The 26452-nt window shown below is 58.8% G+C and carries 18 protein-coding genes, 1 pseudogene and 1 CRISPR repeat array; of the genes and pseudogenes, 8 read left to right on the top strand and 11 right to left on the bottom strand.

The window, feature by feature from the left end:
* Nucleotides 1–292 precede the first annotated feature (292 nt).
* The 3 genes from ACP4CD_RS01010 to ACP4CD_RS01000 all read right to left on the bottom strand — a co-directional run bounded on the left by ACP4CD_RS01010 (nt 293) and on the right by ACP4CD_RS01000 (nt 7435).
* Nucleotides 293–4198, bottom strand: coding sequence for a DUF3683 domain-containing protein (locus ACP4CD_RS01010; RefSeq protein WP_426993021.1), 3906 nt, complete (start codon nt 4196–4198; stop codon nt 293–295).
* A 120-nt stretch (nt 4199–4318) separates the two neighbouring features.
* The gene (locus tag ACP4CD_RS01005) at nt 4319–5527 is read right to left on the bottom strand and encodes an autotransporter outer membrane beta-barrel domain-containing protein (RefSeq protein WP_175463641.1); all 1209 of its coding nucleotides are present in this window, start codon (nt 5525–5527) and stop codon (nt 4319–4321) included.
* A 117-nt stretch (nt 5528–5644) separates the two neighbouring features.
* Nucleotides 5645–7435 (bottom strand): serine/threonine-protein kinase, encoded by a 1791-nt coding sequence (locus ACP4CD_RS01000; RefSeq protein WP_426993018.1) that lies wholly within the window; start codon nt 7433–7435, stop codon nt 5645–5647.
* A gap of 77 nt (nt 7436–7512) precedes the next feature.
* Here ACP4CD_RS01000 and ACP4CD_RS00995 point away from each other — a divergent pair, with 77 nt between their 5' ends.
* The 6 genes from ACP4CD_RS00995 to ACP4CD_RS00970 all read left to right on the top strand — a co-directional run bounded on the left by ACP4CD_RS00995 (nt 7513) and on the right by ACP4CD_RS00970 (nt 16360).
* Nucleotides 7513–8364, top strand: coding sequence for an alpha/beta fold hydrolase (locus ACP4CD_RS00995; RefSeq protein ID WP_426993017.1), 852 nt, complete (start codon nt 7513–7515; stop codon nt 8362–8364).
* Nucleotides 8365–8427: 63 nt separating this feature from the next.
* Nucleotides 8428–9378 carry a hypothetical protein gene (locus ACP4CD_RS00990; protein WP_426993016.1) on the top strand — a complete coding sequence of 317 codons (951 nt, stop codon included), beginning with the start codon at nt 8428–8430 and terminating at the stop codon, nt 9376–9378.
* On the top strand, nt 9375–10652 hold the full coding sequence (locus tag ACP4CD_RS00985; RefSeq protein ID WP_426993015.1) for a caspase family protein: 1278 nt from the start codon (nt 9375–9377) through the stop codon (nt 10650–10652). Before ACP4CD_RS00990 ends, ACP4CD_RS00985 begins: the two co-directional genes overlap by 4 nt.
* Before the next feature lie 1584 nt (nt 10653–12236).
* Complete coding sequence (locus tag ACP4CD_RS00980; protein ID WP_426993013.1) at nt 12237–13007, top strand: hypothetical protein; 771 nt, start codon at nt 12237–12239, stop codon at nt 13005–13007.
* Between the two features lie 123 nt (nt 13008–13130).
* Nucleotides 13131–13961, top strand: coding sequence for a hypothetical protein (locus ACP4CD_RS00975; RefSeq protein ID WP_426993011.1), 831 nt, complete (start codon nt 13131–13133; stop codon nt 13959–13961).
* 188 nt (nt 13962–14149) lie between these two features.
* Entirely contained in the window at nt 14150–16360 is a 2211-nt protein-coding gene (locus ACP4CD_RS00970; RefSeq protein WP_426993009.1) for a cytochrome-c peroxidase, read from the top strand.
* 218 nt (nt 16361–16578) lie between these two features.
* Here ACP4CD_RS00970 and ACP4CD_RS00965 read toward each other — a convergent pair whose 3' ends face one another.
* The 4 genes and pseudogenes from ACP4CD_RS00965 to ACP4CD_RS00950 form a co-directional block, all read right to left on the bottom strand.
* The gene (locus tag ACP4CD_RS00965) at nt 16579–17898 is read right to left on the bottom strand and encodes a glycerophosphodiester phosphodiesterase family protein (RefSeq protein ID WP_426993007.1); all 1320 of its coding nucleotides are present in this window, start codon (nt 17896–17898) and stop codon (nt 16579–16581) included.
* A 113-nt stretch (nt 17899–18011) separates the two neighbouring features.
* Nucleotides 18012–18518: a hypothetical protein gene (locus ACP4CD_RS00960; protein ID WP_426993006.1), complete on the bottom strand. Its 507-nt coding sequence runs from the start codon at nt 18516–18518 to the stop codon at nt 18012–18014.
* Between the two features lie 975 nt (nt 18519–19493).
* Nucleotides 19494–21500: direct repeats of the CRISPR family, unit length 28 nt; unit sequence TTTCTAAGCCGCCTGTGCGGCGGCGGAC.
* 131 nt (nt 21501–21631) lie between these two features.
* Complete coding sequence (cas6f, locus tag ACP4CD_RS00955) at nt 21632–21811, bottom strand: type I-F CRISPR-associated endoribonuclease Cas6/Csy4 (RefSeq protein ID WP_426993005.1); 180 nt, start codon at nt 21809–21811, stop codon at nt 21632–21634.
* Nucleotides 21790–21909, bottom strand: a pseudogene (locus ACP4CD_RS00950) (type I-F CRISPR-associated protein Cas7f/Csy3); the annotation flags it as partial. The pseudogene ACP4CD_RS00950 and the gene cas6f (ACP4CD_RS00955), both read right to left, overlap by 22 nt.
* An 83-nt stretch (nt 21910–21992) precedes the next feature.
* Between ACP4CD_RS00950 and ACP4CD_RS00945 the strand changes: the two are divergent.
* Nucleotides 21993–22223, top strand: a complete 231-nt coding sequence (locus ACP4CD_RS00945) for a hypothetical protein (protein WP_064024391.1) — start codon at nt 21993–21995, stop codon at nt 22221–22223.
* 44 nt (nt 22224–22267) lie between these two features.
* Nucleotides 22268–22522, top strand: coding sequence for an AbrB/MazE/SpoVT family DNA-binding domain-containing protein (locus ACP4CD_RS00940; RefSeq protein ID WP_426993002.1), 255 nt, complete (start codon nt 22268–22270; stop codon nt 22520–22522).
* Between the two features lie 79 nt (nt 22523–22601).
* Here ACP4CD_RS00940 and cas6f (ACP4CD_RS00935) read toward each other — a convergent pair whose 3' ends face one another.
* The 4 genes from cas6f (ACP4CD_RS00935) to csy1 are packed head-to-tail and all read right to left on the bottom strand — an operon-like array spanning nt 22602 to nt 26415.
* Nucleotides 22602–23243 carry a type I-F CRISPR-associated endoribonuclease Cas6/Csy4 gene (cas6f, locus tag ACP4CD_RS00935; protein ID WP_064024396.1) on the bottom strand — a complete coding sequence of 214 codons (642 nt, stop codon included), beginning with the start codon at nt 23241–23243 and terminating at the stop codon, nt 22602–22604.
* 3 nt (nt 23244–23246) lie between these two features.
* A complete protein-coding gene (csy3, locus tag ACP4CD_RS00930) occupies nt 23247–24215 on the bottom strand; it encodes a type I-F CRISPR-associated protein Csy3 (RefSeq protein ID WP_426993001.1) in 969 nt (322 codons plus the stop codon).
* A 50-nt stretch (nt 24216–24265) separates the two neighbouring features.
* Nucleotides 24266–25168 (bottom strand): type I-F CRISPR-associated protein Csy2, encoded by a 903-nt coding sequence (csy2, locus tag ACP4CD_RS00925; protein WP_064024400.1) that lies wholly within the window; start codon nt 25166–25168, stop codon nt 24266–24268.
* Nucleotides 25165–26415 (bottom strand): type I-F CRISPR-associated protein Csy1, encoded by a 1251-nt coding sequence (gene csy1 / locus ACP4CD_RS00920; RefSeq protein WP_064024402.1) that lies wholly within the window; start codon nt 26413–26415, stop codon nt 25165–25167. The genes csy2 and csy1 overlap by 4 nt, the downstream gene beginning before the upstream one ends.
* Between the last annotated feature and the right edge of the window lie 37 nt (nt 26416–26452).

Below are 26452 nucleotides of genomic sequence, written 5' to 3'. Positions count from 1 at the left end.
CGAGCGAATCAGTATTCGGAGCAGGGCGGAACGCGCCTCGGAAGCCAGAACTCAAACCCCTTCGTTCGAGTACACACCCTATATAAACCGCCTGCAATGCCGTCACTTGGTGACCGAAAAATCTCCGGTCTTGAGCGAACAGTTCTTTTCAAGACCGACAGTAGTTTTACGTTGAAAGCCGTTGGGCAAAGTACGGAAACACTGGTGTCGGAATATCTTCGGCGCGACTGAAGCCGCCGCCAAGCCCGCCGATTATATTCTCCAAAGCAAAAAATCATTTCCGCTTGTTGGACTAAAGCAGCACCCGCTCCACGCCGCCGCTGCCGGCCTTGGTCAAATAGTCGGCCATCCAATTTTCGCCCAACACATGCTTGGCAATTTCGACGACGATGTAATCGACTTCCAGTTGCTCGACGTCGTCTTGATAACGCTGCAATCCTTGCATGCAGGACGGACAGGAGGTCAACATTCGCACCGGACCATCGTAACCGTCGGCGCGCAGCTTGGCGGCGTCGTTCTGCAACTCCTCGGCCTTGCGATAGCGGACCTGCGTCGAAATGTCCGGCCGCGCCACAGCCAGAGTACCGGATTCGCCGCAACACCGGTCGGACTTGCCGACGGGCGCGCCCAGTAAGCCGCTAACGACTTTCAGCGGCTCTTGCTGCTTAAACGGACTGTGACAAGGATCGTGATACAGATAACGGGCACCGTCGACCCCATCCAGTCTGACGCCCTTTTCCAGCAAATATTCGTGAATATCCAATAGCCGGCAGCCCGGAAAGATTTTTTCGAACTCGTAATCGACCAACTGATCCAGGCAAGTGCCGCAACTAACGATAACCGTCTTGATGTCCAGATAATTCAAGGTATTCGCCACCCGGTGAAACAACACCCGGTTATCGGTGGTGATTTTTTCGGCTTTGTCGAATTGGCCGGCGGCGCGCTGCGGATAACCGCAACACAAATAACCGGGAGGCAACACGGTTTGCACGCCGACCTCGTACAGCATCGCCTGGGTCGCCAGACCGACTTGCGAGAACAAACGTTCGGAACCGCAACCGGGAAAATAAAACACCGACTCGGAATCCGAACGGGTCTTGGCGTGATCGCGAATAATCGGGACGATTTGATTGTCCTCGATATCCAGCAAGGCCCTGGCCGTCTTGTTCGGCAATTTGGCCGGCATCTTCCGATTCATGAAATGAATGACTTGCTCGCGCACGTCCGGCTTGCCCACCGACGCCGGCGGCTGGCGGTTCTGCGCCCTGCCCCACGGTGCCAGCATCGCCGTTCCCAAACGCTGCGCCTTGTATCCCCAATCCACCATCGCCGCGCGTAGCGCCTTCACGGTACCCGGACTGGTCGTATTCAAAAACGCCATCGCCAGCGCCTTGCCCGGGTTGAAACTCTGCTTGCCCATTTTATGCAGCAAATTGCGCATGTTCATCGACACCTCGCCGAAATCGATATCGACCGGACAAGGGTTGAAACATTTATGGCACACCGTGCAGTGTTCGCCGACGTCCTCGAATTCCTTCCAATGCGTAATCGAAATACCGCGCCGGGTTTGCTCCTCGTACAAGAACGCCTCGATCAACAGCGACGTCGCCAAAATCTTGTTGCGCGGCGAATAGAGCAGATTGGCGCGTGGCACGTGAGTCGCGCAGACCGGCTTGCACTTACCGCAACGCAGGCAATCCTTGACCGAATCGGAAATCGCGCCGATGTCGCTCTGCTGCATGATCAGCGACTCGAATCCCATCAAACTGAAGGATGTGGTGTAAGCCGAGCTCAGATCGCCGCCCGGCATCAACTTGCCGCGATTGAAGCGCCCCTCCGGATCGACCTGGTTTTTATAGCGGTGAAACTCGGCGAGCTCCTCCTCATCGAGAAATTCGTACTTAGTAATACCGATACCGTGCTCGCCGGAAATCGCCCCGCCCAGCGAGCGGGCCAGCGCCATGATTCTGGCGACTGCGGCGTTGGCTTCCTGCAGCATTTGATAATGGTCGGAGTTGACCGGCAGATTGGTGTGCACATTGCCGTCGCCGGCGTGCATATGCAAGGCCACGAACACTCGACCACGTAAAATCTCCTTGTGCGTGGCCTCGATCCGTTCGACGACCGGCCGAAAATTATCGCCCTCGAAGATCTCCCGCAAGCGCGGCAACAGCTCGGATTTCCAGGATATACGCAACGAGTAGTCCTGAACCCGGTGAAACAAGGTCGGCTCCGTGGCTCTATTGGTCAACGGACCGACGCCGATGCCGTAACGTTCGAATTCGGCCTCGGCCCGCGCCAGCGGCAAATCCAGATGATCGAACAACCACTGCCAGCGCTCGCGCACCGCCGCGACGGTTTCCACCGCCAGCGCCCGGCGGTCGCCGATCAACTCGCTTTTATCGACGCTATCTTCGTAGGCGCGCAACGGCAAATCGCCGCGCAACAAGTCGCTCAACGCGTCGCACAGCCGCAGTTTATTGCTCAGCGACAATTCGATGTTGATGCGTTCGATGCCGTCGCAATAATCGCCCATGCGCGGTAACGGTATCACCACGTCTTCGTTGATTTTGAAGGCATTGGTATGGCGGGCGATCGCCGCCGTTCTAGCCCTGTCCAGCCAAAACTTGGCGCGGGTTTCCGGACTGACCGCGATAAAACCTTCCGCGCCGCGCGCATTGCACAAGCGGACCACTTCGGACGCGGCCAGCGCGACTTGCTGTTCGTCGTCGCCGACAATATCGCCGATCAATACCATTTTCGGCCGGCCGTGGCGCTTGGCCTTGGTGGCGTAACCGACCGCCTTGACGTAGCGCTCGTCCAGGTGCTCCAAGCCGGCCAGCATCACCCGCGCCGGACCGTCTTTCGGCAGCCCGGCCAGATAATCGCGAATTTCGACGATGGACGGCACCGCCTCGCGCACTTGCCCGAAAAACTCCAGACAGAAGGTGCGCGCGTGCGGCGGCATTTCATGCAGCACCCAGCGCGCCGAAGTAATAATGCCGTCGCAACCCTCTTTCTGTATCCCCGGCAAACCGCCAAGAAACTTGTCGGTCACATCCTTGCCCAAGCCGACCTTGCGGAACAACGCGCCAGGCAGATCCAGGCGTTCTTCGCTTAGCAGATTGCGACGGCTACTGTCGTAGCGCTTCAAGTTAAAACTGACCTGCTCCTGCTCGTGGATCTTGCCCAGATTGTGATTGAGCCGCTCGACTTCCAGCCAATTGCCGTCCGGCGTCACCATCCGCCACGACGCCAGATTGTCCAGCGCGGTCCCCCAAAGCACCGCTTTCTTACCGCCGGCATTCATCGCGATATTGCCGCCCACGCAAGACGCATCGGCCGAGGTTGGATCGCAGGCGAACACCAATCCCGAGCGCTCGGCGGCTTCCATGACCCGGCGCGTCACGACGCCAGCACCGGTGAAAATCGTCGCGTACGGACTATCCACGCCCGGCAAGCGGGATTCGCGCTCAACCGCGCTCATCTCCAGCAGCTTTTCGGTATTGATGATCGCCGAAAACGGCGTCAACGGCACCGCGCCGCCGGTGTAACCGGTGCCACCGCCGCGCGGAATGATGGTCAAACCCAGTTCGATGCAGCCGCGCACCAAATGGCCGATCTCGTCCTCGCTGGACGGATACAACACGACGAAGGGATATTCAACCCGCCAGTCGGTGGCGTCGGTAACATGGCTGACCCTGGCAAAACCGTCGAAACAGATATTGTCCTTGCGGGTATATTGGGTCAACAAACTCAATACGCTACGCCGTAACTGGCCGGTTTGCTCGAAATGCGCCTCGAAATCGGCGACGGCTTGTTGAACGGCGGCGATCAACTGACCGACGCGTTCGGCCCGATCGGAATCGCCGGCAATTTCCGCTTGTCGCGTCTCCATTTGCCGCAACCGGTGACGCAACGCATCGAGCAAGGCCCGGCGCCGGTCGCGATTGTTCAGCAAATCGTCTTCCAGATAGGGATTGCGGCGCACCGCCCAAATATCGCCCAACACTTCGTAAAGCATGCGCGCCGAGCGACCGGTGATTTGTTCGCCGCGCAGCGAATCCAACACCCACCAGATGTCCTCGCCGAGCAGACGGATGACGATTTCCCGGTCGGAAAACGAAGTGTAGTTATAGGGGATTTCCCGCACGCGCGCCGGCGCGGTGTGGTCGCTTAGGAAGGATGAATTGGCCACTGGACTCGCCGAACTGAAAGTCATGATGGCCGGGATTCTAACATGGTGGGGCATTGAGCCCCATCGAAAAACGCCAGCCGCGCCAGGCGGCGCGGACGGCGCTTACCGGGCGGGAAAGACTTAAAACTCCATCCGGCCGCCCAACATGAAGCGGTTGCTGTCGATATGCCGGTAGCCTTGCAGGGTTTCGTAGGATAAAAACGCCGACACGCCGCCCGGCAACACGCTGGACACTTCCGCGCCGAAGGTATAGTAATCGCGACTCGGCGCGTCGTTGACCAACGTAAAGGTACTGCCGCTACCATCCGCGACAAAGCTACCGGTGACTTGGCGTCGGCCGTCCATGAATTGATGATGCCATTCGCCGCGCAACTGCGGAATCACTACCCCCCACGGCACGCTGACCGAATACGCGGTCTGCACGCCGACCGTCGAAATCAGCGATTGAATATTTTGCTTGCCGAAACGCACCGCGCCGGGACTGCCGGTCTCGCTATAGCTGTCGATATCCAGACCGGTATATTCGCCGCGCGCATAAGGCGCTACCGTCAAGGCCTTGAAATTGAAGTCGTAGCCGCCGCCCAGGCTGAAAGCATACTGATCGGCGCTCGGCGCCGCGCTGGCAATCGACGAAGTTCCGCCCAACTTGATGTTGCGGCTGGTTTCGAAATCGACGCCGCCGTATGACGCGGTACCCTCGACGTGCAACGCATCGGTAATGAAGTAACTGCTATAGAGCGTGCCGATGTAGTTGTCGCTCAAAGTCTCGCCGCGGCCGCTGTTAAACGTGGCATTGCCGCGCTTGTAATTGAAGGCGGCGCCGGCGGACCAGCGGTCGCTGATACGGTAATCGGCGCCGGCCATGAAATTATGATTGTCGAATTTAAAGCCGCCCAAATTCAAGGCCGTGTTGTCGTGCAAACCGAAACTACTGTCGACCTTGCCCCAAAACGACAGTTTCGAGAAATCGCCGTCGCCGGCCCCGCCGCCCAAATTGATTTTGCCGGATTGTCCGAACGGCAAGCTATTCTTGCCGCCGTTGACCCGCGTCGCGATACTGCCCATGCCGAACACCTGATCCGGCGTCAGACTCTTTAAGTCCGAGATGCTCTCGATATTACACGCGGATGGCGCGTTGGATTCCTGCTGATTGTAAAAATTCGAGCATTTGGAAATGGCGTTATCCACCGAGCTCTGGTTTTCGTTGAAGCTGGCCGGCGTCGCCCGCGCGGTAGACATCGCCGCTCCGCACAGAGCCAGCGCGACGCCCACGCCGATCCGGCTCGCCGTCGGCGACATTGACGTAACGGTATTTTGCTTATTCTTCATAGTATGTCTCCTCTAAGTCGATGCGGGCATCTTACATGCCAAATCTATTTCGACAAAATTTAAGAATGTAATTAATCATCTTGAATTATAAGCCAAAATAAGAATCACGCAGATTCACTAACTCCGCAATTTGTCTTGCAAGCTCAGCAAGCCCTTGTGACCGGGATTGACCTCCAACCCTTCGCCGACTTTTTTCAAAGCCTCGGCGCGCTGGCCTTTTTCGTAAAGCTCCCAGGCTTGCTGCTCCAACAAATCGGCGATTTTATTGATGCCGTCGACGGCTACCTGATTGTAGGGGTCGATTTTCAAGATTTCCTGATAGGCCCACCAGGCGTTGCTGCCGGTCGGTGCAGTTAGATAGCCGACATCCAAATGAATCGCCGCCAATTCCTGTAAATCCAGGATTTTCTGTACTTCTTCCGGCGTCAAGGCCTTGATCGCAACCTGAGGCACGGTTTCGCCGGGCGGATGCGCCAAACGCCAGTAAATGCTGAATCCGCCGGACAGCGCCACCAGCACCGCCGCGCCCCACAACGCGAAGAAGGCCGCCGAACGCGGCGCCAACGCCGCCAAAAACTCGCGTATCGTCGCGGTGCGTTTGTCCTGACGCAAGGCCAAGGCCTTTTGCAAGCCTTTCCACTGCCGCCGACCCAGCTTGGGAATGGCCTTGGGCTGCAAATTGACTTCTAGTACTTTCTCCGCCGACAGTTTGCCGAACGGGTGTTTGCCGGTCAGCAGCTCGTAACTGATACAGGCCAGCGCGTAAATATCGTCGCGCGGGTCCGGATCGCGGTTTTGCAATTGCTCCAAGCTGGCGTAAGCCGGCGTCAGCGCGCCCAAGTCGCGGGCATTGAACACGGTCGCGTCCTCGCCGCCGGCTTCGGAACGGCCGATCGCGCAAGCGATACCGAAGTCCAACACCCGAATTTCGCCGTCGTCGCCCAAAAACACGTTACCAGGCTTGAAATCGGAATGAACGATCTTCTTCTTGTGCGCGTAACCCAGCGCTTCGGCCATCGCGTGAATGATCGGCCAAGCTTTCTTGAACGGCAAACCGCTATCGAGATGATCGCGAATCAAATGACTGAGCGGCCGGCCTTGCAGATATTCCATCGTCATAAACACGTGGCCGGCGTCGTCGCGGTCGAAGTCGTAGACTTTAATGATATTCGGATGAGCTAGGGTCTGAGCACGCTTGGTCTCGCGCTGCAAGGCCACCAAGGCCATCGGGTTGAACTGAAAATCCCGGTTCAGCACCTTCAACGCGACAAAGGGATCCTTATCGGCCGCCTCGACCTTACGCAGGTCGGTGGCCTTGAATACCATCCCCATCCCGCCGACGCCCAGCAGTTCCTCGAGCACGAAACGTTTCTTGACGGTATGGCCGACCACCAGATCGGTGCGCGGCAGATTGGGATCCAGACCTTGCAGCAAGGACTCGGTATTCAAGGTCGGCGTCTTGGTGGTCGAAGCCGGCGCGGCTTCCGGCACCACGGTCTCGCCAACTCGAGTCGCGTCGTCGGTCGCCGCCGGGTTCAGAATTTCGTTGGCGTCCCCGTCGCCGGCCGCTGTTGCCACCCACGTCGGGTCGTCGCCCGCCTCCGGTTTTTTGGCTTGGGCGAGTTTCCGGCCATCCGCCGGCATCGCCACCAAGGTTGCATCGTCGGCCGCGGTCGGCGGCGTACTCGTGCTCTCGGCCAATCGGGTCCGGTCATCCCAAATGCCGACAAGTAGCCGGTAGGTCGCGCCGTCGAGTTCACCCTCGGCTAGCGCTTGCTCCAGGCTCAGCCGGGCGCAGGCCAAATCCGCTTCCGGTCCGGCGTTTAAGGCCTCGGCCGCCGCCAGCAATTGCGCTAAGCTGATTTGCGATTGCCGAAAGGCGGTGAATGCGTTATCAAAGGCGGACATGACAGTATGCAAAGTTTAAAGACGATGATGGATTTTAGCCTGTTTGGCTCAGGCCGTCGGCAAACCGGCGACCGCCGATGCCGATAAGCCTTGCGCCATTCCGCCGAGCTTGCGCGATTAGGCGGCGGCTGGCGGCACTGCTGTTGACGGTCGTCACGGCCGCTTGCGCCTCGCCCACCGCCAAGCTCCAAAATCAAGCCCGCCAATTCGGCTTAACCGCCGAAACCGTGATCGCCAACGGCTTCCGGCTCGATACCTATTCCCGGTCCGGCTCGACGACATCGGAACGGCTGCATGTCTACCTGGAAGGCGACGGCCGACCCTATGAAGCCGGCATCCTGCCCAGCGCCGACCCCACCACCCGCGCCTCGGTGGCATTACCGTTACAGGCCGTCGATCCGGCGCCCAGTCTTTATATTGCCCGCCCCTGCTACAACGGCCACGCCGCCGATCCCGGCTGCGCGCCGCCGCTGTGGACCGACGCCCGTTACGGCGAGATCGTGGTGCAAACTCTCGCGGACGCCTTGCGCGACTATACCGAACGGCGCGGTTTCAAAAAACTTCTACTGATCGGCCATAGCGGCGGCGGCAGCTTGGCGCTGCTATTAGCCGAACGCCTCCCGCAAACGCTGGGCGTCGTCACGGTCGCCGGTAACTACGACATCGACGCCTGGACCGATCTGCACCATTACCAAGCCTTGACAGCTTCGCTGAACCCGGCGCGGCGGCCGGCCAGCGGCTTGCCGGAATGGCATTTTCTGGGCGCCGCCGACCAAAACATTCCGCCCGCGCTAGTCCAAACGGCCTTACGCCGACGTCCGAACGCCCGCGTCGAGATCGTCGATGCCGGGCACGCCCAAGGCTGGCCCGGACTTTGGCCCGGCATACTCCGGAAAATCGCCGACGATTTGGCCGCCGGCGGCCGTTGATTTGCAGCGCGGGGGTTTTCTGCTATGGTTCCCGCACCGTCCCCACACCCGATAGGTGTCCGCATGAAAGCATCGCATCTTCGTCACCGCGGCTTGGCCCTGGCCATCGCCGGCATTCTGCTCGGCGCCTGCGCCCGCGACGTCAGCCAGGAAGAAATGGCCAAGGCGACCGAAGGCTACATCGTCGCCGACACCAACAAACTCCTGGTCGTGGACTGCCTACTGCCCGGCCAAGTCCGCAAACTCGGCGCCGAAATGACCTATCTGTCCGCCCGCCGGCCGGTCCGCACCACCGCCGCCGATTGCGAAGTGCGCGGCGGCGAGTATGTGGCTTACGACCGCGCCAACTACGCCAGCGCGTTGAAAATCTGGCTGCCCAAGGCCCAGGAAGGCGATGCCGCCGCCCAATTGACGGTCGGCGAGATCTTCGAAAAGGGCTTGGGCACCACGGCCGATTATAAGGCGGCCGCCCAGTGGTATGAAAAAGCCGCCGCCCAGGGCAATTTTCAGGCGCAACTGAATCTCGGCCATTTGTACGAGAAAGGCTTAGGCGTCCCCCAGGACAAGGATGCGGCATTGCGCTGGTACCGCAAGTCGGCGGGCCTCGATCAAACCGACATCCAGTTCGCCCCGGCGGTCGATGCCAAGGAACTGGAAACCCTGCGCGGCGAAGTCGCCGAATCGCGCAAGGAAGCCGAGGCATTGCGAGGCCAGTTGCAGGACATCCGCCAGCAGGCGCTGGACCAGCAAGACAGCCTACGCAAGGCCCAATCCGAACTGGAAACGCTACGCCACAAGCTACAACAGCAAAAAGCCGCGCCGTCCGGCGGCGACACCTCGGCGCTGGAACGGCAGTTGCGCGATAAAGAAGCCCAATTGAAGGAACAGCAAGCGCGACTCGGCACGCTGACCGAAACACTGAAGCAGGAACGCCAACGCCAAAAATCGGACGATGCCCCCGGAGCGGCAAAACACCGGAGGTCATCAAGACCAACGATGTCGAAAATCGATTGAACGAAAAGATCGAAGCCTATCAAAAACAATCGGCCGAATTGACCGCCTGGCTGACCTCGCCGGACAAACTGGACCGCTCGCGCATCGACGCCCGCAAACAAGCGCTGCAACAACAAGCCAAGGACATCGCCGAACTGAAACAACAATTGGAACAGCAAAAGTCCACGCTGCTGGCCTCCGGCTCCGGACCGAACATCGAGTTGCTTGAACCGGCCGTCACCGTGACGCGGGGCATTCCGGCGATCCAATTCAGTAGCGGCGAACGCAGCAAGCGCCTGGTCGGCCGCATCGACGCCATCAAGGGCTTGAGCAAACTGATGCTGAACGACAAAGCCATCAAGGTGGATAGCGACGGCCGCTTCGAGACCGACGTCAGCCTGCAAGGCGACGAAACCCTGGTGCAAATCGTCGCCACCGACAAACGCAACCAAAGCAGCAACCTGAATCTACGCCTGCTGGCCGGCGACAATCAGGCCCAAACCAGTTATCCGAGCAGCAACGCCAACGACATCAAGCGGCCCGGCGACATTCAATTCGGCAAGTTTTACGCGCTAATCATCGGCAACAACGATTACGGCGCCTACGCCCCGCTGAAAACCCCGATCGCCGACGCCAAAAGCGTCGAACTGTTGTTACGCGAGCGCTACGGTTTCAAAACCAAGTTGCTGATCAACGCCAATCGCCACGCGATCATGTCGGCGTTCAACGAACTCAATCAAAAGCTCACCGACCAGGACAATCTGCTGATTTATTACGCCGGCCACGGCGAAATTGACGCCAAAAGCCAGACCGCCTATTGGCTGCCGGTCGACGCCGAAGTCGGCAACAGCGCCAACTGGATTTCCAGCCAAAGCATCACCGAATTCATCGGCATCATGCCGGCCAAGCACATCATGGTCGTCGCCGATTCGTGCTACTCCGGCGCCTTGACCGGCTCGGCGATCGCCAAATTGCCGGACGGCATGGACGAAGCCAAGCGCGAACGCTGGCTGAAGGCGATGAACGCCCGCAAGGCCCGCACCGTGCTGACCTCCGGCGGCGTCAAACCGGTGATGGACCAGGGCGGCGGCGATCATTCGGTATTCGCCAACGCCTTCTTGAAAGTGCTGCGCGGCAACAAGCGCATCATCGAGGATTACGACATCTTTCGCGACGTCGCCAACCAAGTTCGCACCTCGGCCTCGCGCGGCGGTTTCGAGCAAACGCCGCAATACGCCCCGCTGCAACACGCCGGTCACGAAGGTAGCCCGTTCTTTTTCGTACCGGAGGCTTGAGGCCGGACCGCCTTCCATTGCCGGGGCGATGCGGCGGTTCACCGCTGGCTGAGCGGAGTCGAAGCCAGTTCGCTTCGACTCCGCTCAGCGAACGACATAGCTAATATCGAGGTGTTTATCCCCCGCTGCGTCGGGAGAGCAAACGCCGCAATACGCCCCGCTGCAACACGCCGGTCACGAAGGTAGCCCGTTCTTTTTCGTACCGGAGGCTTGAGGCCGGACCGCCTTCCATTGCCGGGGCGACGCGGCGGTTCACCGCTGGCTGAGCGAAGTCGAAGCCAGCCATTTCGCTTCGACTCCGCTCAGCGAACGACATAGCTAATATCGAGGTGTTTATCCCCCGCTCCGTCGGGAGAGCAAACGCCGCAATACGCCCCGCTGCAACACGCCGGTCACGAAGGTAGCCCGTTCTTTTTCGTACCGGAGGCTTGCGGCCGGACCGCCTTCCATTGGCCGGGGGCGATGCGGCGGTTCACCGCTGGCTGAGCGGAGTCGAAGCCAGCCAGTTCGCTTCGACTTCGCTCAGCGAACGACTTAGCCAATAAGGTAGCCCGTTCTTTTTCGTACCGGAAGCTTGCGGCCGGACCGCCTTCCATTGGCCGGGGGCGATGCGGCGGTTCACCGCTGGCTGAGCGGAGTCGAAGCCAGCCAGTTCGCTTCGACTTCGCTCAGCGAACGACATCACTAATATGGAGGCTTACGCTATTCGACATCGGTTGCGGCTCTCATCAGCGACCGACATAGCTAGCATCGAGGTGTTTATCCCCCGCTACGTTGGGAAAGGGCGTTTTTAGTTCGCGCTGAATAATGACCGCTCTTTTTACTCTGAACGTCGTTAGGCAAAATCAGGACATACCTGTCGTTCAAACCGCTCCCTATCCGCTCTATTTCATTGTTCCGAGTGAAACCTCCACCATGATCGTTACCTGATATTCCCGCTATCGACCTATACTTCGCATTCCGCTTGGGCAATACCGATTCTCGATCGACCCACCGGCTATTTATTCCAAAAACTCATAAGCCACGGAATTTATCCGTAAGCTCGGTGACCGCACCCGAGCCTGCCACAAGACCGATTGCGGCATCGCAAGCGGCCACACGGCACCGCAATTAAACTGTGGCATTTCACACACCTGTCAAACGTTTTACACCAGTCGCCTTTAGCGACCGACCGCGCGGCAAACCGGCCCGCAACCTCGGTCGAACGTGCAAACCATGCCAATAGAACGTCTCAAACTCCCCACCGACCGCGTCTGCTTTTTTCACTAACGCCGAATACTTGGCGGCTGCGATTATTTCTCTAATTGTTCTACGTTATTTGCACAGCGTGATTCAAATCACATAATTTTTTAATGGAAATTAGCCATTTAACATAGCTGCAATTTTCAGGTTTTCCATTTAATTGAAAACTATAGCTTTTATGAATGGCACACTTCTTGACTTTATCCAGAGTGCCGATCACCGGCCATCGCGCCAACCACTTGCCGCGATGGCCGCCGAGGCGCCGGAAATGGGCGATCTCGGCTGTTCTGAGGGGGCAGACCTTCGGCATTTACGATATCGCACCACTTACAAGGAATACCCATGTCTTATACCAAAACCAAATTTTCCTCCACCCGCAAAACCATGCTGGCACTCGCGGTTTCGCTAGCCGGCTCCTCCGCCGCGCAGGCGGCCGTGGTCACCGGCACGATTCGCGCCGCGACCGACGCGACCTACGGCGCCGGCACCACCATCGATTACTGGGCCTTCGATTTAAGCGCCGACGCCAACATCGTGATCGATGTCCGCGCTAACGAAGGCTATTCCAACGGCTGGGGTTCACATCCGAACGCTTACGTGGACTTGAACGGCGACGGCGAAATCACGCTGGCCGATACCCAGTTCCGTCTGTATCAGGATACGGTGTCTATCGATACCGAGATCACCAGTGCCGACGACGGTTCCAGCTACACCCCGCCGGGCGACAGCAACGGTTGGGCGGACGGCACCCTGATGTCGCGCGACTCCTATCTATCCACCGCGCTGGGCGCCGGCCATTACATCATTGCGTTCGGCGACTACAAACTGGATTCCAACGATGGCGCGCAAGGCTTCAACTCCGGCGACACCATCACCGCCGCCACCGGGATCAACCCCTTTACCGGCGCTACCGGCCAAGACCATTTCGACTACCAATTGACCTTCCTGGCCAGCGACTTCACCACAGGCGACAGCCTGAACGTCAATGCCTTCCAAGTCAACCTGAACGGCGATCCGATCGACCCCGCACCGGTGCCGGTTCCCGGCGCGGTATGGCTGTTCGGTTCGGTCCTGGCCGGTTATCTGGGTTCGGCCAAACGTAAATCGGCCTAACCATCCCCACTCGGAGTAACCGCAACCGGGCGAATCGCATCGATTTGCCGTTAGCGGTTACTCCCGCACCCTTGAATCATTCCGGCGCCGTTCGATTCGGCACCGAAACAGGAGACTGTAAGCATGTCTATCAATAAATTATTCGAAACCACTTTACTGGCATCAGCGTTGACCCTGGCGTTCGCGCAACCGGCCGCCGCCGCGTGGACCGGCAACGACAACAGCGTCGAATTGGGCACGACCATTACCAACCCTGCCTTCAACGGCAGCACCGTCGGTTTTTCGGGTAACCCGGCGCTGACCAACGACGCCTGGGGGATGCAAGCCGCGTTCACCAATTTCTATCTACCGACTTCCGCGCAAAGCGTCATCATCGACGCGCGTTCGTCCGCCGGCAATTACCCGGCTTTCTCGATCTTCCGGACCAACGTGGCCTATTCCGGCGACACGGTCGGCGTAGACACGCCCGCCGAGGTCACCGGACAAATCCATAAATTCAACTCGGTCGGCCAAGCCGGCGATCCCGGCATCATCTGGGCCACCGGACCGGACGGTATCGTCGAAACCCTGGGTTACGTCAGCTCTTCGTCCCATAACTACGTCAACTCTTACGGCGGCGTGATTGACTCGGGCGCACACGACATCAGTAACGACAACTTGTACGAAACCGGCGTCACCGGTGCCATCGGCGTGACCGGCAACCCAGCCTTCGCCACCACCAAGCGCTACGCGACCTTGACTTTGACCGACCTGCAAGCGGGCTGGTACGCAATATTCGTCGGCGGCGCGGACATCGCCGGCACCGGCGGGGATATCACCGTCAAAGTCACTGCCTCGGCGGCGGCATCGACCTACACGCCACCGGCGGCCGTACCCGTTCCGGCCGCGGTTTGGTTGTTCGGTAGTGCCATGGTCGGCTTCCTGGGCTTGAACCGCAAATCGGTACGCGTCTGACCGACGGCTGCCCCGCCAACCTTCGGTTGGCGGGAAGTCGGCAAATGTGACGCTAACAAAATGTCGCCAAGGATGGCGGCCCTTCAATCGGCTATCTGAACCTTCAGACACGCCGCCGTAATGAATTCCGGGCGACGGCCGATCGGCTCGGCGCCTATTTCTCTTGTTTAAATTCGCAGAGTAAGACCATGCGCATATTCCGCACTATTCGTTTATCAGGCTTGATGGCCGCCGCAATCGTTTTCAACGCACCGCTGTCGGCGGCGGAATTGGCTCTGGGACCGATGCCGATCAGCCTGAAAACGCTGCCGGTGCCGCCAGTACCAGGCCTGGTGGACGGTAGCGCCCCGATTGTCGTCAATAAAGCGGCGGCCATCGCCCTCGGAAAAGCCTTATTCTGGGATAGCAACGTCGGCAGCGACGGCATGGCTTGCGCCTCCTGCCACTTCCACGCCGGTGCGGACGGCCGCACTAAAAACCAAGTTTCGGCCGGCGGCCAATCGGCCTCGATCACCGAACAAATCTTCGACGCCACCGCCGACGCCACCCCGTTGGGTCCCAACCGGCCGCTCAGCGTATTCGACTTTCCGCTACACCAGCGTGAAAACCCGTTGGCCGATTCGACGGTGATGTTCGATACCGACAACGTGGTCGGCTCCGCCGGCACCTTCGCGGGCGATTTCAAAGCGGTCACCCGCTACAGTAGCGGCATCGACACCTGCGACCGCGCCCCCGACCCGATATTCCGGGTCGGCGCGAACGGCACCCGGCGGGTAACGCCGCGCAACGCGCCGACCGTCATCAACGCGGTCTTCAACCACCGCAGCTTCTGGGACGGCCGCGCCAACAACATTTTCAACGGCAGCAGTCCTTGGGGCGACCGCGACCCCAATGCCGGCGTCTGGGTGCTGACCGGCACCCGAACCGTGCAAAAACAACGCTTGCGTTTGATCAATTCGTCGTTGGCCTCGTTGGCGGTGGCACCACCCACCAATCACACCGAAATGAGCTGCAACAATCGGACTTTGCTGGACTTGGGCCGAAAACTGCTGTTCCGCCAACCACTACAAAACCAGTCGGTGCATGCCTCCGACAGCGTGTTGGGTCCCTATAGCTTTAGCGACGCCGACAAGTTGAGTCCGGGACTGAACACCACATACGCCGGCCTGATTCGGCAAGCCTACAACGCCAAATATTGGTCGTATTCGGGTAGAGTGCCGGTTAGCCCGCCGGTCGGCCAATCGCCTTACACCCAGTTGGAAGCCAACTTTCCGATGTTCTTCGCATTGGCGATTCAGCTTTACGAAAGCACTTTGATCTCCGACGAAGCGCCATTCGACACCAGCGCCCGCGATGCCAATCACCAACCGATAGACCTGAGTGCCGAAGAATTGAACGGTTTGAAACAATTCAGAAGCAATCAATGCGGGCTATGCCATTTGGGGCCGAACTTCAGCTCGGCCTCGATCGCAGCCAACGCCGCCATCGCCCAAACCCACCCCGAAGCCTTCGGCGAACCGACCTTCCGCATCAGCGCCAGTCCGAATGTGGTCAACCGCATTCCGCTGATGGTCGGCAACCAAGCGGTCACCGCGTTCTACGACACCGGCTTTTCATCGAACGGCGCCGCGCGCGAGGCCAACGACATCGGTGCCGGCGGCGTGGACGACTTCGGCAATCCATTGTCTTTCAGCAGCCAATATTTACAATTGTTGGCCGGCAATACCGCCGCCATTCTGGACAGCGAAGTCAATGCCGTGCGCGCTTGCGATTTTCAAAATGCGATGGCGACCAATATGACGCTCCGCTATCCGCTACCGAATTTGTTTACTCAAGCCGACGGCCTGCTGCCGCAACCGCAAACCACCGCGAATTGTTTCCTGCCGTTAAGCAACGCCTTCATCCCAACACCGGCGGCGGCGCAAGCGGAGCTAAACAAAGCGGTGAATAAACGTATGGTCGCGGCGGTCGCCGCCACGTTCAAAACGCCGACGCTGCGCAACATCGAATTGACCGGTCCCTACATGCACAACGGCGGCATGGCGACCTTGGAGCAAGTGGTGGAATTTTACAGTCGCGGCGGCAATTTCAACCTGGACAGCAAGCACGTGACGCGGGTATTTCCGCAACCCACCTTGCAGTCCAATCCGCAAAACCGGGCCGATCTAGTGGCTTTCCTGAAAACCTTGACCGACGAGCGCGTGCTTTACCAACGGGCGCCGTTCGACCATCCGGCCTTGAAAATTCCGCACGGACAAGTCGGCGACGAAACCGCAACGGTCGCCGGCAATCCGCTCAACGCGGCCTTGTCCAAGGACGAATATCTGCAGCTCCCGGCCGTCGGCGCGGACGGCGTCGCCGAACCGCTGACCAGCTTCGAACAGCGTCTGGCGCATTGAGGAAATCGAGAACCGCTTGAGCCTCGCGCGTTGCCGGAGCGAGACCGCGACCCTGATTTTCGGACCGCGACACCGGCATTGCGTCGGGGCGGCTTCAGCCGCGATCGAAAGCGTTTGGCGTGGGACACGCTTTCAGTCGCCGCTAAAGCGCCTCCCACAACTTGATGTTTGCGCCGGCCATTCCCGCGCCACGCGCGGGAATGGCCGAACGGCTTGACTTACTTCAAACCCATGCAACTGGCGTAATAGCTGACGGTGCCGGACCAATCGGAAAAGATGCCCAAAATACCGACTTCCCGCGCCAACACATCCAGCGTGGTCATGATATCGCCGTCGTTTTCCAACGCATCCAGCGTGGATTGATAATAAAACGACGGGCTGGCCGTGCCTTTGGTCGGCAACACTTCCTCGACGATACGGCCGGAACGCTCCAAGGTCCAGGTAATGATGCCCAAACCGGCGGCCTTGGCGTCCTTGGCGTATTGCGAAGGCACGATTTTGCCGGCGGCGTCCACGCTGAGCAACATCCACATCGGCGGCGCGACAATCTTGATGCCTTGCGCGGCGTATCCCTTCAGATCCGCTGCGGTCGGAACGTCGGCCGGCGTGTTGGCGTCGTCCAGATAAACCGCTTGCTGGCCGAAAGCCGGTTCATGCTGAATCCAATACAGCACATCTTCCTTGTTAAACGACTGCGCCCAAACGGTTTTCGGCGAAACGCCGGCCGCCTTGTATTCGTCGATCATGGCTTGCGCATACGCGGCCTGACTGCCGAAGACGTCTTCCACCTGCAATTTGGCGTTGCGGTTGGGGCTCTTCAATTCCGGCGTATATTTACTGCCCAGTTTTTTCAACAGCGCGATACTCTCCTGGTGCGTCAGCAGCGTGCCGCCGGTCGAGTAAAGATCGGTCCGCCAGTTGGCGGTACCCGCCAAAAACTGTTCCGGCGTCACCGCGTTGGGGTTGGACGCATCCATCTTGCCTTTCAGCGACTTGAACTCGGACAAGCTCAAATCGCTGGTGCAGCACAGCGCCGACGCGGCCTTGGTGCGCTTGCCGGTCGCATCGAACTCGGCCGGCGAAAACGGCTTGGAGCAGGCGGCCGCCAACGGCGTCGTCAAGATATTGGTCGTGGTATGCAGATCGCATTGGTCGTGACGGCACACTAGTTCGCCGTCCTTGGTAAAGGTCACGTCGCATTCCTGCACGCCCGCGCCCATCCGCGAGCCGGCTTCATGGCTTTCCTGGGTGTGTTCCGGAAATTGCAACGTGCCGCCGCCGCGATGACCGATCGAAAAATGGGTTTTATGGAATGGCCCGTCGCCGCAGCTCTCCAGTTTGGATTTCAAGCGGCCGGGGCTCATTTTATCGATCAAATAATAAGGCCGCGGCCCCACTTGCACGCTTTCGTCTTGCTGCCAGCGATCGGCATCGCGCCCCAAATCCTTACCGTCCGCGCCGGCCAAGGCCGACCACAGACAACCGCTTAACAGCAGCATTCCGGCTGCATGACGCGTCAATCTCTTGCTTATCAACATTGCAATCTCCCAGGGTTCTCGAATAGTTTGCGCCGGCCCCGCCCCGTTGCCGCGACAGCGAACGGGCGCTCTAAAACAGATAGCCGGCAATGCGTTACCGCGAACACTGTGTATCACGCCAATATTTCAACCGCGTTAATCGCAACGATCAGCGGACCTATCGCGCGATGCGCGCGATGGCGAACGACCGCGACGCGACGAGCCGCGCTCACCCTTTGCCCACGCCAACAGACAGACGACAACAAGCCAGCTCGCCGAAGCAATAGCGAGCGTCCTGTAATCAACACGGAACCTTCTCTGGCGAACATCGAGCGATCTCCGATCAACACCGGACGTTCTCCGATCAACACCGGGCGTTCTCCAATCAACACCGGGCGTTCTACGATCAACACCGGACGTTCTCCAATCAACACCGGGCGTTCTCCGATCAACACCGGACGTTCTACGATCAACATCGGACGTTCTACGATCAACATCGGACGTTCTACGATCAACATCGGACGTTCTACGATCAACATCGGACGTTCTACGATCAACATCGGACGTTCTACGATCAACATCGGACGTTCTACGATCAACATCGGACGTTCTACGATCAACACCGGACGTTCTACGATCAACACTGGCCTCCGGCTAAAAATCACTGTTGCTTGCCTGACAAACAATCGACGTTGCGTGTCCGCGCTAAATGCGTGCGTCTTCAGAATAAAAACCCGGCTTCTAAAACAGGATTGCCGGATATTGATCGGCCGACGCCCGATGTTCACCACACACCGTTGCATGTTCAAAATAGAATGCCGGCTGTTCGGCACGGAGCGCCGGAGAATGCGCGGTGCGTCTTGCCGCTTTATCTGATCAGTTCGCCGAACTCGGGCAAATCGATGTCGTTCGAAACATGCCAAGTCGCCCGTGCGACAACGCACAACCCGGTGCCTGAGCGAAGCCGAAGGCCATCCGGCTAAGCCGCCCGTGCGGCGGCGGACGACCCGGTGCCTGAGCGGAGCCGAAGGCCACCCGGCTATGCCGCCCGTGCGGCAGCGCACAACCCGGTGCCTGAGCGAAGCCGAAGGCCATCCGGCTAAGCCGCCCGTGCGGCGGCGGACGACCCGGTGCCTGAGCGGAGCCGAAGGCCATCCGGCTAAGCCGCCCGTGCGCGGACGACCCGGTGCTTGAGCGGAGCCGAAGGCCATCCGGCTAAGCCGCCCGTGCGCGGACGACCCGGTGCTTGAGCGGAGCCGAAGGCCATCCGGCTATGCCGCCCGTGCGGCGGCGGGCGACCCGGTGCCTGAGCGGAGCCGAAGGCCACCCGGCTATGCCGCCCGTGCGGCGGCGGGCGACCCGGTGCCTGAGCGGAGCCGAAGGCCACCCGGCTATGCCGCCCGTGCGGCAGCGGACGACCCGGTGCCTGAGCGGAGCCGAAGGCCATCCGGCTAAGCCGCCCGTGCGCGGACGACCCAGTGCCTGAGCGGAGCCGAAGGCCATCCGGCTAAGCCGCCCGTGCGCGGACGACCCAGTGCTTGAGCGGAGCCGAAGGCCATCCGGCTAAGCCGCCCGTGCGCGGACGACCCGGTGCCTGAGCGGAGCCGAAGGCCATCTGGCTATGCCGCCCGTGCGGCGGCGGACGACCCGGTGCCTGAGCGGAGCCGAAGGCCATCCGGCTATGCCGCCTGTGCGGCGGCGGACCAAAAGCAGCACCTATGCCTGGTTGACCCAATTTTCTAAACCGCCTGTGCGGCGGCGGACCATGGAGATCATCGCCAAGAAGATCGAAGTGCTTTCTAAGCCGCCTGTGCGGAGGCGGACTTGTCATCGCGCAAGACGGTCGTACCCATAAATTTCTAAGCCGCCTGTGCGGCGGCGGACAATATGCGGGATCTTGAGATTCGGAACGCCGTTTTCTAAGCCGCCTGTGCGGCGGCGGACGTGTCAATGCTATACTATCGCGCAAAACTTGATTTCTAAGCCGCCTGTGCGGCGGCGGACGCCATGCGGTGGTGACGGTGGGGCTGGATATTTTTCTAAGCCGCCTGTGCGGCGGCGGACCCGCGTATCTGAGCTAGAAGAGCAGGTCATCTTTTCTAAGCCGCCTGTGCGGCGGCGGACTCCGGATGGCGATGTGGGCGATGGATGACATGTTTCTAAGCCGCCTGTGCGGCGGCGGACACGCGGCAACGTGGAAATCAATGGCACGATTGTTTTCTAAGCCGCCTGTGCGGCGGCGGACTTCTAATGTATGAAAAATCGCTAATCTCGAAATTTCTAAGCCGCCTGTGCGGCGGCGGACTTTTACGAGGGCGACAGCTCGATCGCCTTCCTTTTCTAAGCCGCCTGTGCGGCGGCGGACAACGGTGCCGGCGCCTGGCTGCCGGTCGATTTTTTCTAAGCCGCCTGTGCGGCGGCGGACTTTCGAACTTCGATCATTGCTGAGCCTGTTTTTTCTAAGCCGCCTGTGCGGCGGCGGACTCGTCAATCCGGCCGTCTGGGCGGAAGTGGGTTTTCTAAGCCGCCTGTGCGGCGGCGGACTCTTTTTGATAAGCCAAAAACGACTTAAAAGCTTTCTAAGCCGCCTGTGCGGCGGCGGACCCGGTCGTAGTTGGGAGACAGCGATGTTGATTTTTCTAAGCCGCCTGTGCGGCGGCGGACATTACCGAACGGCGCGGGGCTGGTCGGGAAAAGTTTCTAAGCCGCCTGTGCGGCGGCGGACAATGCTTCGATCTTCCCGTCGAAGTTCAGGCATTTCTAAGCCGCCTGTGCGGCGGCGGACGTCGCTCGGCACCAGTTCGGCAAATACATCTGTTTCTAAGCCGCCTGTGCGGCGGCGGACTGGCGGCGGTTGACGAACACGAGAGCGAAGCTTTCTAAGCCGCCTGTGCGGCGGCGGACGACAAACTGGGACGAACTGGGACGGATTTCTTTTTCTAAGCCGCCTGTGCGGCGGCGGACTCGACGAGAGCAGTCGGATGGTGATGCGGGTTTTCTAAGCCGCCTGTGCGGCGGCGGACACCCGGTCGATTGGTTTGTTCAACAACGATCCTTTCTAAGCCGCCTGTGCGGCGGCGGACGGTTTCCGGAGTATGTGCAGGCGTTTGATGATTTTCTAAGCCGCCTGTGCGGCGGCGGACACGATGTGCATCATTACCACGATTTCATCAACTTTCTAAGCCGCCTGTGCGGCGGCGGACAGGTTATCCGGGTATTTGTTCCAGTTATGCATTTTCTAAGCCGCCTGTGCGGCGGCGGACGGCGACCCGCCGCGCAAGACCTGGGGTTGGTGTTTCTAAGCCGCCTGTGCGGCGGCGGACATTGCCCACTTTCCGCCCCATGACTGCTACGTTTTCTAAGCCGCCTGTGCGGCGGCGGACATCCTTCCAGCGCTGTTCGCCGCCAGGGTTGTTTTCTAAGCCGCCTGTGCGGCGGCGGACAGCATCCAGCATTTTTGCTAGTCCGCGCGCCTTTTCTAAGCCGCCTGTGCGGCGGCGGACTGCCGAGCCGGGCGAGCGCGTGCCGGTGCAGCTTTCTAAGCCGCCTGTGCGGCGGCGGACAAACCCGGCCGAACACGACTTGCCGCCGGGCATTTCTAAGCCGCCTGTGCGGCGGCGGACTGATTATAAATAAACGGGAAGCCGGTTGCGACAAGGGTTGCGGACGGATTAACCCATTTTTACCATCCGCAAAACCAATACCCGTAACCGGCTGATTTAGTTCACATTGTTAAAGAGCGAAAAAAATTGGGTCAAAACTCGGGGACAGTGGCCGTCCGGCTCAAACCGTAAGTGTTGAAATGACCTGCCAGCGGCGCCGCGACGGCCGATTTGCCAATCCACAAACAAAAGCTTTGGCCGTTGCTGAGACTTTGCAAGCGAATAAACGGCGTGGCGTGGCGATACGCTCGGCGCCTACTATATTGCGCCACCGAAAGCGGGCGTTGGCGAGATTGGCTGCATAACGTTTGGCGGCTGCTAAGCAATTCTCGGGATTACAGCATCTGCCGACATTATTAGCAGCGTTCAGCGATAAGAATCATGAATTCAAGAAATGGCCTTTATTCGCAATAACTTACAGATACAATACTTCCAATCATCAGTAGGTAAACCATGAAAACCAACGCCGACAACCGAAATGTTATTCAGGTATTCATAGCCTCCGCTATTCAGTGGATTAAGCGCTTTGTTAGATTGGACCAAAGCAACATCAGCCCCCAAATTACCCTGACCGCAAAAGACTTGCAGGCGCTTTTTGATTTGGAGGATCATCCACCCGAACCGACCGAGCGCATGAAAAAAGCCTTGCAAACTTACAAAAAAATTGTCGCTGAGAAAATATGAGCGGCAGCGGTTGCTAACCATGAGTTAAAAGTACCGGTAACTCTATGCCCAAATTGAACGACAAAAGGCAAGTAACCTTGCCGAAAGCCATTTGCACAGCTATTGGTTTGCATCCTGGCGACTACATCGATGTGTTCGCCCGCGATGGCATGGTTCACGTCGTCAAGATGGACGCCAGCGAAATCTCCGGAAAAATTCTAGCCCCCATCCAAAGCGAAGTTTGCTCGACCAATGAAAACATCGAGACGCCGGGCAAAACACGCGTAGCCGACGACCGTTTATCCGATAGCAACGGCTAGGCCGAGCGCGCATTTACCGCGACACCCGGCCGGTGTTCCCCTAACAGCGTTTGACGCATCGAGGCGACGACATCAACAGTCAGAACTCAGGCACGGTAGCGGTCGCGCTAAGCCCGTAACTACTAAATTCGCCGCTCGACGACTCAGCCACCGTGACCTTTTTAATCCACAAACAAAAGCTTTGGCCGTTGCTGAGACTTTGCAGGCGTATAAACGGCGTGGCGATGCGCTTATCCGACATGTCGCAATAGCGAAACGACTTGGGATAAGTCTCCCCACCCTTCGAATCGGAGCGAAGTTCCACCACGCCGTTCCATGCGGCGTCGAAGTCCAGGTCGTGCCGCTTGGCATAACGCCGCGCCAAGCGCTCCGGGTTGGTTTTGGCATGTTCGCGCCGGTAAATCGCGTAACCCGCCACCTTGTCCGGTACCGGGCGAATACTGGTGCAATGCACGTAATCGCTCAACCGCGCCAGCCACTTCGGCGCGTCGAAGCGGGCCAGCGTGGCTTCGTCTTGGGCAAACAACCGGCACTTTGCGCCGAGCACGCTGTATTTCTCGCCGATCACATATTCCGGAAACGACACGCCAATCGGCACTTGCTTTTGCTCGTCCTGCATTTCGACTAAGCCCAAGTGGATTTGCTGGACGACTTTGAACCACAGAAAATTCAGCCCGACCTCGGGATTGGGCAGCAAGGTGATTTCCAAATAAAACCGCATGGCTCAGTCCTTGCCGCTTTGGCCGAACACGCCGCCGCGCACCAATACCGCCATCACGTAATGCTCTTGCTCCTTGCTGGCAAGCGCTTCGCCGAGTGCGAAGCGGTCGAACAGCGTGTAAAAGTCGGCTTTGTCTTTAGGGGTACGGAAGGCTTTTCCCAGGTTGGTCACCGCGCCGTAAGGTTCGATGGCGATTGGGCCGATGCCAACGGTGCCATCGTCGTGGCCGGGATACCAGGTGTCGATGGTGCGCAGCGCGTTGCCGATTTTTTGCGAATGCAAGGCAGCGGTGCCGTTGACGGCATACAGGATTTTGCTTTTGTCGCCCTTGCCGTTGCCGAGGATCAATTCCTCGCTGGGGTAAACTTCCTGCGCCTTGCCGATTAAGGCGTAGGCCTCGACGCTAATCAATAAATACGGCAAGCGACCGCACAAGGCATCGGCGATTTTTCCGGCCAGTTTTTGCAAATCCGGGGTATCGGCATTGAAATCACGCAGGGAAAATTGCTTGGCGTCGAAAACCAATGCGTCCCCGTCGCCGGTATCGACCACCACTTCGATTTTTTCCGCGCCGACTCGATTGCGCCATAAATAGCGGGCGTTGGCGATGTTGACGGCGTAACGTTTGGCCAGTTCCGCAAAGCCTTCCTGTTCGATGTAGGCTTGGGCGACGCCTGGATAAACCGCGTTGAAATTCGGCCCATTGCTGGCCGACGGTTTATCCACGCCGCCCAACACTTTCAGGGTAAAGCTCAGTTTTAACGTGTCTTGATCCTCGGCCAACGCGCAGGCGTCGACGGTTTGCAAGTTGGGTTTTTCGACTTCGGCGTTGAGTTTTAAGGGGTCGTTTTGCAACGCGGGTTTCAAACGATTGGAAATCGTGCCGCGCACGGATTTTGGTGTTAAACCAAGCGGCTTGGGTTTGCTACGGTCGTCCCATGTAGTGCCATATAGATAACCGTCGGAAGGCACCAATTTTTTTCGAAAGCCAATACGGTTGCGTCGTTTTTTGCTGCCATGTTTTAGTCTCCAATAAGATTTGCTGCTGTGAGGGTTCGGCAAAGGTATAGATTGCGTCCGGTATCGACGTGGTATTGCCATAGCACGTCGTCCAGATTGGTAATGCGGTACGGCATTTTGAATTCGCCCAGCGTGACCACGCTTTCGGCGAAGCGGTGCGGTGTGTCAAGGTCGCGTTGGTTGGCGGCTTGGCCCAATTCGGAAATACCCTGAAAGCCCACCGCAATCGGCACCAGCCAACCCGGCGCCTTGCGTTGACTGCTCCATGTGACTTTGCCGCTTTCGTCCTGCTCGCTGCGGTGCATGACTTTCAGATAATCCAGCAAGGCATCCAGCGCGTCCCGCTGCTCGTCGCGCATGGCCTGCACCATCAGTTCCCGGCGCTCGACTAGCACGTAACCGAGCATCAGCCGGTTGAGTAGTTTCCTGACGCTGCGATCGTCATCTTCATCGACGATATGAATTTCCACCGGCTTAACGGTCAGCACGTCGCCACCGGCCCATTTCATCCGCCGCAGTTGCTGGTTAAGCGTGATTTCGAGACGCTCCCGTTCGTCGGTATCGAAGCCTTGTAATTCCACCAACAGCGACACGTCCAAGTGACAGCGGGCTTCTTCGACGAAGGCTGGCCTGCCACCGTCTTTATCCAACGGATTGGCGGTGCCGACAATGGAATGCACGAAATCGCCTTGGCCTTTGTAGGTCTGTAAATCGAAGCGATGGCAGCTTAACGCCACGCCGGTCAGCTCGATGTCGGTCAATCCCTGTTGTTGTAAATGGCGTTGGACGGCATGCACGCCACCCAACCAAGCGGTCATGGCCGGAAAGCCGATGGTGTACGGACTGCTCATCGCGTTGGCGTTGTGAATGCGCAGATGCGGAATTAACAGAAAACGGCGCGTCATTTGAAAAACTCCTGGTCGGCGGCAACGGCTTGCTCGGCCAACGCTGCCAACTCATGGAATTCGTCGTCGCCGAGCTTGGTGCGGCTGTCCTTGCACAGGTATTCGTAAGTTCGAATGATCCAACGGGCAAAATCGCCGGCCACCTCGTCCAGCCATACTTCGGATTGCTCGCGCTGTTCCAGATAGGCGTCGTCGAGCCAAATCCGTTGCGCTAGCGGTAAGTCGCGGTAATGCTCGGTTTGCGACCAGCCGGGACCGGTGGCGCGAATGGCGAAGGCTAGTCGCAAGACTGCGTCGATCAGGTATTTGAGGGTATGACGGATGCCGTCGCGAACGTGCATGTTGTTGACGCCGCTGCGCATCAAGCGGTCCAGGGTCTGGAAGCTGTCTTGGAAACGGCGGGCGGATAGCGAGTTTCTGAAGAAATGTCGAGTCGGTAATCTCACCTGCCGCTGCTCGAAGATTGGCGGCACACTGCTTAACAGATATGCCCGGCCGGCATTTTGATTGTTCAGGACACTGATATTCTGCGGCTTGGTGCCGCCGTACAAGGTAACGGTCAATCCCAGCATGTCGTCGAAACCGTCGGCGTGGTGTTCATTTTTACGCCGGCTGTCCTTGGCCTGTTTGGTGGCTTCGGAAAAGCGCATTGCATCAATGCGGCTTTTGGTTTGGGTTAGCATACCAGCTGGAGTCAGGATAGACAGCAGGTGATAGTCGGCATCGACCGGAAAATAGACTTGCTTGACCAAGCCGTCGGTCCGATTGCCGTCGTCGCTTTGTTTAACCGTCAAAAACCCGGAACGCAGACTGTCGTAATTTGCAGTCGGCACCGTCAACAGGCGCTTCGCTTCCTCGCTGTCCCGTTCCAGGTGCTGCAACAGCGTTTGCCCGTCATTCAGCGGCAGAGTCAAAAACTTGTAAACATCCATCGCTGCCGCGTTGCCGAATACGTCCAACTCGTAATCCACATTGCCGGTACGCAGGTAGCCGTCGTTCGCCTGTTGGCCTTGGGCGATGACCGAACTGGTTTTGGCGCTGGGATGGCTGAATTTGCCGGGATGGCTGACCATGGATAACCAGGCGGCCCGCCGCGCAGCATCCGGCAACCAGGTCGGTAAGGAAAATTTGTCCTCGGCTTCTTGTTGGATGGCGGCTTGTTGATCCGGGTCTTCCGTGGTTTTTAATTTGGTTTTCAGCCAAGCTGCTTTGCGGTCGGCGAAAAACGTTGTGATCGATTCGTGCATTGGCAATAGCCTCCTTTGAAGCGTGTTTTTATGGTTC

This window comes from Methylomonas stagni (assembly GCF_050154735.1).
Taxonomy (GTDB): domain Bacteria; phylum Pseudomonadota; class Gammaproteobacteria; order Methylococcales; family Methylomonadaceae; genus Methylomonas; species Methylomonas koyamae_A.
Note: the sequence above shows the minus strand (reverse complement) of the source record. Positions and strands in the feature narration are given on the sequence as shown.

Bases quoted from the DNA above. Each gene is read 5' to 3' on its own strand.
- ACP4CD_RS00965 (WP_426993007.1), bottom strand. From the start codon at position 17,898: ATGTTGATAAGCAAGAGATTGACGCGTCATGCAGCCGGAATGCTGCTG.
- csy1 (WP_064024402.1), bottom strand. From the start codon at position 26,415: ATGCACGAATCGATCACAACGTTTTTCGCCGACCGCAAAGCAGCTTGG.
- ACP4CD_RS00980 (WP_426993013.1), top strand. From the start codon at position 12,237: ATGTCTTATACCAAAACCAAATTTTCCTCCACCCGCAAAACCATGCTG.
- ACP4CD_RS01000 (WP_426993018.1), bottom strand. From the start codon at position 7,435: ATGTCCGCCTTTGATAACGCATTCACCGCCTTTCGGCAATCGCAAATC.
- ACP4CD_RS00940 (WP_426993002.1), top strand. From the start codon at position 22,268: ATGCCCAAATTGAACGACAAAAGGCAAGTAACCTTGCCGAAAGCCATT.
- ACP4CD_RS00975 (WP_426993011.1), top strand. From the start codon at position 13,131: ATGTCTATCAATAAATTATTCGAAACCACTTTACTGGCATCAGCGTTG.
- ACP4CD_RS01005 (WP_175463641.1), bottom strand. From the start codon at position 5,527: ATGAAGAATAAGCAAAATACCGTTACGTCAATGTCGCCGACGGCGAGC.
- ACP4CD_RS00945 (WP_064024391.1), top strand. From the start codon at position 21,993: ATGAAAACCAACGCCGACAACCGAAATGTTATTCAGGTATTCATAGCC.
- ACP4CD_RS00970 (WP_426993009.1), top strand. From the start codon at position 14,150: ATGCGCATATTCCGCACTATTCGTTTATCAGGCTTGATGGCCGCCGCA.
- cas6f (WP_064024396.1), bottom strand. From the start codon at position 23,243: ATGCGGTTTTATTTGGAAATCACCTTGCTGCCCAATCCCGAGGTCGGG.
- ACP4CD_RS00995 (WP_426993017.1), top strand. From the start codon at position 7,513: ATGCCGATAAGCCTTGCGCCATTCCGCCGAGCTTGCGCGATTAGGCGG.
- ACP4CD_RS00990 (WP_426993016.1), top strand. From the start codon at position 8,428: ATGAAAGCATCGCATCTTCGTCACCGCGGCTTGGCCCTGGCCATCGCC.
- csy2 (WP_064024400.1), bottom strand. From the start codon at position 25,168: ATGACGCGCCGTTTTCTGTTAATTCCGCATCTGCGCATTCACAACGCC.